The following is a 7831-nucleotide window of genomic DNA, read 5'->3' on the forward strand; positions in this document are numbered from 1 at the left end:
ATGTAATTGTCACCAACGCTGCCCTGCAGTGGTTGCCTGGCCATCAGGAGCTGATGGCGCGCTGGCTCGGGGCGCTTAAGCCCGGCGCCTGGTTCGCCATGCAGGTCCCGGGGAACTTCAACGCCCCGTCCCATGCGCTGATGCGGGACCTGGCAGGCTCGGCAACCTGGTCCGCCAAGCTGGACGGAGTACTCCGCGGCGGCGAATCGGTGGGGGAGCCTGCTGACTATCTGCGCATCATGCTGGACGCGGGCTGCACCGCGGACGCCTGGGAGACGACGTACCTCCAGCTCCTTTCCGGCCCCGATCCAGTCCTGGAGTGGGTCCGCGGCACAGCACTGCGGCCGGTCCTGGCTGCCCTCAGCGCCGGCGATGGCCGGGCTTTCGAGACGGAATATGCCGCCCTTTTGCGGGGAGCCTATCCGTCAACGGACCATGGGACGGTCTTTCCGTTCCGGCGGATCTTCGCCGTGGCCCGGAAGGGCCGGCGATGACCGCGGGCGCTTCCTTCCCTGGGAGCTGGAAGCCCAACCAGGCCAGCACGGTAGCCCTCTACGAGCAGTTGCGCCTGCATGTCATCCGGCTCGCGGACAACGGTGACCTGCCGCCCGGGACCAGGCTGCCGGCTGTCCGGACGCTGGCGGGCCTCCTTGAGGTGGCGCCGCACACCGTCGCCAGGGCCTACAAGGAGCTTGAAGCGGCCGGGGTGGTGGAAACCAAAGGCAGGAACGGCACCGTCGTTTGCGCACGCGACGAGCGGCTGGACGCGCTGTCCTTTGCCGCCAATGCCTATGCGTCAGTGGCGAAGGCTCAGGGTGCGGGCTTTGCCGAAGCAGTCAAGCTGCTCGCGGCCGCTTACGACGCCGACTGAGGCGCCCAGCGCGGCGCCCGCATGGATATTCGAAGAAGTTTTCGATTAGCATTAGTGGGTGCCTAAAGCCGTAGCTGAAGAAACAGCAGTCGAATCCGTCCCCGTCACCGTTGCCCAGGCCCCCGCCACGCCTGCCCGTCCTGACCTTTCCCGCCTCGTGGTCAAGGGGGCAAGGGAACATAACCTCCGCAACGTGGACCTGGACCTGCCCCGCGACGCCATGATCGTTTTCACGGGCCTGTCCGGATCAGGGAAGTCCTCCCTCGCGTTCGACACCATCTTCGCCGAAGGCCAGCGCCGGTATGTGGAGTCGCTGTCCGCCTATGCCCGCCAGTTCCTCGGCCAGGTCGACAAGCCCGACGTTGACTTCATCGAAGGCCTCTCACCGGCCGTCTCCATCGACCAGAAGTCCACGAGCAAGAACCCCCGCTCTACCGTGGGCACCATCACGGAGATCTACGATTACATGCGCCTGCTCTGGGCGCGCGTGGGACGGCCGCACTGCCCGGTCTGCGGCGAAGTTGTGGCCCGCCAGACTCCGCAGCAGATCGTCGACCAGCTGCTGGAACTTGAGGACGGCACCCGGTTCCAGGTCCTGGCACCCGTGGTCAGGGGGAGGAAGGGCGAATTCGTTGACCTCTTCAAAGAGCTCACCGCCAAGGGATACTCCCGTGCCCGCGTGGACGGCGAGCTGATCCAGCTCAGCGACCCGCCCAAGCTGGGCAAACAGTTCAAGCACTCCATCGAAGTGGTGGTTGACCGCCTGGTGGTCAAGGAGGGCATCAGCCAGCGGCTGACCGATTCGGTCGAGACCGCCCTGGGCCTCGCGGAGGGCCGCGTGCTGGCCGAGTTCGTGGACCTCGACGCCGATGCGCCGGAGCGCCTCCGGGCATTTTCCGAGAACCTCGCCTGCCCCAATGAGCATCCGCTGGCGATCGATGAGATCGAGCCCCGCTCCTTCTCCTTCAACAACCCCTTCGGCGCCTGTTCCGCCTGCAGCGGCATCGGAACACGTCTTGAGGTTGATGAGGAACTGATCATCCCCAATCCTGAGCTGTCACTGTCCGAGGGTGCCATCGCGCCATGGTCGCTGGGCACAGCAACCACCGAGTACTGGAACCGCCTCCTTGAAGGTCTTGCTAAGGAACTCGGCTTTTCCATGACCACTCCCTGGGAGAAACTGGGCAACGATGTCCGCCAGACGGTCCTGCACGGGAAGGACCACAAAGTTGTGGTCCAGTACAAGAACCGGTTCGGCCGGGAGCGGAAGTACAGCACCGGTTTCGAAGGTGCCATCCAGTACGTCCACCGCAAGCACGGTGAAACGGACTCCGAATGGGCCCGGGACCGGTACGAAGAGTACATGCGGCAGATTCCCTGCCCTGCCTGCAACGGCGCACGTCTGAACCCTGCCTCGCTGTCGGTCCTGATCAACGGCAAGTCGATTGCCGACGTCGCGGCGATGCCCATGCGCGTCTGCGCTGATTTCCTGAACAACCTGGTGCTGACCGGCCGCGAGGCCCAGATCGCCCATCAGGTCCTTAAGGAAATCCAGGCCCGGCTGACCTTCCTGCTCGATGTCGGCCTCGAATACCTGAACCTCGAACGCCCCTCGGCCACTTTGTCCGGCGGCGAGGCCCAGCGCATCCGGCTGGCCACGCAGATCGGTTCCGGTCTGGTGGGCGTCCTCTACGTCCTCGACGAACCGTCCATCGGCCTCCACCAGCGCGACAACCGCCGGCTCATCGACACCCTGACCCGGCTCCGGGACATGGGGAACACCCTCATCGTCGTCGAGCACGATGAGGACACCATCCAGGTGGCCGACTGGATCGTCGACATCGGACCCGGCGCAGGCGAGCACGGCGGACAGGTGGTGCACTCAGGGTCCTACAAGGAGCTCCTGGCGAACACGGAATCCCTGACCGGCGATTACCTGTCCGGCCGCAAGAAGATCGAAGTCCCCAAGAAGCGGCGCAAATACGACAAGAAGCGCGAGCTGAAGGTTGTGGGCGCCCGCGAAAACAACCTCGTGAACGTTGACGCGGCCTTCCCGCTGGGTCTGTTCACCGCAGTGACCGGCGTCAGCGGCTCCGGCAAGTCCACGCTGGTCAACGAAATCCTCTACAAGGTGCTGGCCAACAAGCTCAACGGCGCCAAGCAGGTTGCCGGCCGGCACAAGAGCATCCTTGGCCTGGACCAGCTCGACAAAGTGGTCCATGTGGACCAGAGCCCCATCGGGCGCACCCCCCGCTCCAACCCCGCCACCTACACAGGGGTCTTCGACAACATCCGGAAACTCTTCGCCGAGACCACCGAGGCGAAAGTCCGCGGCTACCTGCCGGGCCGGTTCTCCTTCAACGTCAAGGGCGGGCGCTGCGAGTCCTGCTCAGGCGACGGCACGCTGAAGATCGAAATGAACTTCCTGCCCGATGTCTACGTTCCCTGCGAGGTCTGCCACGGCGCCCGGTACAACCGCGAGACCCTCGAGGTGCACTACAAGGGCAAGACCATCGCCGACGTCCTGAACATGCCGATCGAGGAGGGTGCGGAATTTTTCGCGGCTTTCTCGCCGATCGCCCGGCACCTCAACACCCTGGTGGACGTGGGCCTCGGCTACGTCCGCCTCGGGCAGCCCGCCACCACGTTGTCCGGCGGAGAGGCGCAGCGCGTCAAGCTCGCAGCGGAGCTGCAGAAACGTTCGAACGGCCGCAGCGTCTACGTACTGGACGAGCCCACCACGGGCCTGCATTTCGAGGACATCCGCAAGCTGCTCATGGTGCTTCAGGGTCTGGTGGACAAAGGCAATACGGTGATCACCATCGAGCACAACCTGGACGTCATCAAGAGCGCTGACTGGATCGTGGATCTCGGTCCTGACGGCGGCTCCGGCGGCGGCCAGATCGTGGCAACAGGAACCCCGGAGCAGGTGGCGAAGTCAACGCAGAGCCACACAGCGGCCTTCCTCGCAGAGATTCTGGGTTAGCCCATCCGCCGTCACGCTGGTTTCCGTCACGGCAGGCGGGTGACCTGCCCGAAATATGCCGTGGCGGGCATGCGTGTTTCAGGCATGCGCGGTGTCGTGAGAAACTAAGCCGGTGACTCAAACAACAGTGCCCGTGATCTTTGACCTGGACGGCACTCTTGTCGACCCGGCAGGCGGAATAACCGACGGTATCGCGGCCGCCCTCGCCGCCGAGGGGCTCCCGGTTCCCCCGCAGGACCTGCTCGACGCGATGATCGGCCCCAAGCTGAGCGACTCACTCCTGAGCGTGGCGATGGTCCCTGCGGCTAAGCTCGACGCCGTCATCCGGCGTTACCGCCAGTATTACCTCGCCACCGGAATCGGCCAAAGCCGGCTGTACCCGGGGATCAAGGATGTGCTTGAGGGTTTCGTGGCGGCCGGACGGCCTGTCGCTGTGGCCACGCAGAAGCCCGAGGGACTTGCCCAGATCGTGCTGCGGCACCACGGTATCGACGCCCTGTTCCAGTCCATCCGGGGTTCGGCAGACAACGAGTCCTCCACCGAAGGTCCCGTGGGGAAGGCAAGCATCATCGCCGAAGCCCTGGCAGACCTTTCCACCCGGCATGCCGTCATGGTGGGTGATCGCGCCCAGGATGTGGCGGGAGCCATCGCCAACGGACTGGACTGCATCGGTGTGGCCTGGGGATTCGCGCCCGACGGCGAGCTCGTCGACGCCGGGGCGGTCACCGTGGTTGACACCACGTCCGGCCTGGTGGCCGCCATCGAGCGGCTTGAGGCCATCCACACGTCCGCCATGAGTGAGGTGCGCAACGATGGCGCTGTTTGAAGCTGTCCGCTGGAGCACCCGGGGACTGATTGCCGGTTCCTGCCGTCCCACCGTCATCGGCCTGGAAAATGTCCCCAAGGACGGCCCGTTCATCGTGGCGCCGAACCACCTCTCTTTCTTTGACAGTGTCATCGTGCAGGCCCTGATGCCGCGGCCGGTAGCTTTCTTCGCCAAAGCCGAGTACTTCACCACCGGGGGCGTCAAAGGCAAGGTCATGAAGTCCTTCTTTGAGTCCGTGGGTTCCATCCCGGTGGAGCGCGGCGAGCAGGCAGCCAGTGTCCAGGCCCTCAAAACTCTCCTGGATATCCTGGAGTCAGGCAAGGGCATCGGTATCTACCCCGAAGGTACCCGCTCACGCGACGGCATCCTGTACCGCGGCCGGACCGGGGTGGGCTGGCTCGCTTTGACCACAGGCGCGCCGGTGATCCCGGTGGGCCTCATCGGTACGGAGAATCTGCAGCCGGCGGGCGAGAAGGGGTTCAGGCCCCATCACTTCACCATGAAAGTGGGGGAGCCGCTGTACTTCGAGAAGACCGGCCCGGACCATTCGCTGCCTGCGCGGCGGCAGGTGACGGACTCCATCATGGACGCCATTGCAGAACTCAGCGGCCAGGAACGCGCCACCACCTATAACCAGAGCAAGATCACGGATTAGCCCACGTGGCAAGGAGCCCGCGCTTGCCTCAGTAGACTGGAGTCGTGGCAGATCCAGCAACTTACAGGCCCCAAACGGGTGAAATTCCCACCAACCCCGGGGTTTACCGGTTCCGCGATCCACATGGCCGGGTCATTTATGTCGGCAAGGCCAAAAGCCTCCGGTCCCGCCTGAACTCCTACTTCGCCAATCCGCTGGGCCTGCTCCCCAAAACGTACGCCATGGTCCACGCGGCGAGCAGTGTGGAGTGGACGGTGGTGGGCAGCGAACTGGAGTCCCTCCAGCTCGAATACACCTGGATCAAGGAATTCAAACCACGTTTTAACGTGGTCTTCCGGGATGACAAGACCTATCCGTACCTGGCCCTGACAATGAGCGAGAAACTTCCCCGGGTGCAGGTCATGCGGGGGGACCGGCGCAAAGGCACCCGCTACTTCGGCCCCTACACCGCCGGAGCCATCCGGGAAACCATGGACACGCTCCTGCGCGTCTTCCCCGTCCGCAGCTGCAGCGCCGGAGTCCTCAAACGGGCGCAGGCGAGCGGCCGGCCGTGCCTTCTGGGCTACATCGACAAATGCGCCGCACCCTGCGTGGGCCGGGTCACGCCCGAGGAACACAGGGTCCTCGCCGAGGACTTCTGTGCGTTCATGGGTGGCGATTCCAAGCGCTTTATCTCAAAGCTTGAAAAGCAGATGGCCGAAGCGGTGGCAGAGCTGGACTACGAGCGCGCGGCACGGCTCCGGGACGACATCTCCGCGCTCCGGAAGGTCTTCGAACGCAACGCCGTGGTGCTTGCCGAGGATACCGACGCTGACGTCTTCGCCCTGCACGAGGACGAGCTTGAGGCCGCGGTCCAGGTGTTCCACGTCCGCGGCGGACGGATCCGCGGCCAGCGCGGCTGGGTGGTTGAAAAGGTGGAGGACGCCACCACCCCGGACCTCGTGGAACACCTGCTGCAGCAGGTCTACGGCGAGGACGGTGAAAGCCATGGCAGGCTGCCCCGTGAAGTCCTGGTGCCCGTGGAGCCGAGCAACGCAGAGGAACTAACGCTGTGGCTCGGCGGCATCCGGGGTGCCAAAGTGGACATCCGGGTTCCGCAGCGCGGCGACAAAGCCGCCCTGCTGTCCACCGTCCGGGAGAACGCTGAGCACGCGCTGAAACTGCACAAAACCCGCCGGGCGGGTGACCTGACGGTCCGGTCACAGGCGCTGCAGGAACTCCAGGAAGCATTGGATCTTCCTGTCGCCCTGCTCCGGATCGAGTGCTATGACGTCTCCCACGTCCAGGGCACCAACGTGGTGGCATCCATGGTGGTGGTGGAAGACGGCCTGCCGAAGAAATCGGATTACCGCAAGTTCTCGGTGACCGGCGCTGCCGCCGCAGACGACACAGCCGCCATGCACGATGTCCTGACGCGGCGCTTTCGGAATTACCTGCAGGACAAGACCGCCCAGGTGGAAGCTTCCGGGTTGCCCGGGCACCAGGCCGCCCTCACGGCAGCGGCCGATGCCGCGGTCCTGGACTCCACTACCCCCACCCCGCGCGCGAAGTTCGCTTATCCGCCCAACCTGGTGGTGGTGGACGGCGGCAAACCCCAGGTAAACGCCGCCGCCCGCGCTCTGTCCGATCTGGGAATCGAGGATGTGTACGTGGTGGGCCTGGCCAAGCGGCTGGAGGAAGTGTGGCTCCCGGACAGTGACTTCCCGGTGATCCTGCCCCGGACGTCCCAGGGGCTTTACCTGTTGCAGCGGATCCGCGACGAAGCACACCGGTTTGCCATCTCCTTCCACCGGCAAAAGCGCGGGAAAGCCATGACAGTCTCCGCATTGGACGGCGTGCCGGGGCTGGGGGAGTCCAAACGGAAGGCGCTTCTGTCCCATTTTGGCTCGGTTAAGGGTGTCAGGACGGCCACCCTGGAGGAGCTCACAGCCGCCAAGGGCATCGGACCCTCGCTTGCTGCCGCCATCGTGGCCCATTTCAGTTCGGTGGAATTGGCCGGCGACACCGTCCCTGCGGTAAATATGACGACCGGCGAAATCATTGAAACCTAGGTAGGGTAAAGAGCGCAGGTTTCAGCCGACGCGGTTTCCTGCTTCACCACAGATGAAACGGGGCGGAACGAATGGCAGACTCTACGGCGGAATCCGGGACGGGGCAGGATGGGATGACCCCCATTAAGCCCGTCGAAGCGGAACTGCTGGTGGTCACCGGAATGTCGGGGGCCGGACGGAGCACCGCCGCGGACGCTCTGGAGGACCACGGCTGGTACGTCGTGGAAAACCTCCCGCCGCAGATGCTCGGGACCCTCGCTGAGCTCGTGTCCCATGCCCCGCAGTCCATCCCGCGGCTTGCCGTCGTGATGGACGTGCGCAGCAAAGGGCTGTTTGCCGATATCCGTGCCGCCCTCGGGGCGCTGGAGGCCAGCGGCGTCACCTTCCGGGTACTGTTCCTTGACGCCAACGACGACGTCCTTGTCCGCCGCTTCGAGCAGGG

At 64.8% G+C, this 7831-nt stretch carries 6 protein-coding genes and 1 pseudogene; all 7 read left to right on the forward strand.

All coding sequences use genetic code 11. The annotated features are described in order from the left end of the window. Positions 1-494: pseudogene (locus DBR22_RS03615) on the forward strand (trans-aconitate 2-methyltransferase); the annotation flags it as partial. Beyond that, the gene (locus DBR22_RS03620) at positions 491-871 is read left to right on the forward strand and encodes a GntR family transcriptional regulator (protein WP_108597824.1); all 381 of its coding nucleotides are present in this window, start codon (positions 491-493) and stop codon (positions 869-871) included. The pseudogene DBR22_RS03615 and the gene DBR22_RS03620, both read left to right, overlap by 4 nt. 58 nt (positions 872-929) lie before the next feature. After that, entirely contained in the window at positions 930-3857 is a 2928-nt protein-coding gene (gene uvrA, locus DBR22_RS03625; protein WP_108597825.1) for an excinuclease ABC subunit UvrA, read from the forward strand. A gap of 112 nt (positions 3858-3969) precedes the next feature. Then, complete coding sequence (locus DBR22_RS03630) at positions 3970-4683, forward strand: HAD hydrolase-like protein (RefSeq protein WP_108597826.1); 714 nt, start codon at positions 3970-3972, stop codon at positions 4681-4683. Then, positions 4670-5338: a lysophospholipid acyltransferase family protein gene (locus tag DBR22_RS03635; protein ID WP_108597827.1), complete on the forward strand. Its 669-nt coding sequence runs from the start codon at positions 4670-4672 to the stop codon at positions 5336-5338. The genes DBR22_RS03630 and DBR22_RS03635 overlap by 14 nt, the downstream gene beginning before the upstream one ends. Before the next feature lie 44 nt (positions 5339-5382). Beyond that, positions 5383-7389 carry an excinuclease ABC subunit UvrC gene (gene uvrC / locus DBR22_RS03640; RefSeq protein ID WP_108597828.1) on the forward strand — a complete coding sequence of 669 codons (2007 nt, stop codon included), beginning with the start codon at positions 5383-5385 and terminating at the stop codon, positions 7387-7389. Between the two features lie 71 nt (positions 7390-7460). After that, positions 7461-7831 (forward strand): RNase adapter RapZ (locus DBR22_RS24295; RefSeq protein ID WP_308810176.1); only part of this gene is annotated, 371 nt, incomplete at its 3' end.

The sequence above is a fragment of the Arthrobacter sp. HMWF013 genome (genome assembly GCF_003061105.1).
Taxonomy (GTDB): domain Bacteria; phylum Actinomycetota; class Actinomycetes; order Actinomycetales; family Micrococcaceae; genus Arthrobacter.

What these genes read in the sequence shown, in the direction of transcription:
- DBR22_RS03620 (WP_108597824.1), top strand. Translation starts at nt 491, where the DNA reads ATGACCGCGGGCGCTTCCTTCCCTGGGAGCTGGAAGCCCAACCAGGCC.
- DBR22_RS03635 (WP_108597827.1), top strand. Translation starts at nt 4,670, where the DNA reads ATGGCGCTGTTTGAAGCTGTCCGCTGGAGCACCCGGGGACTGATTGCC.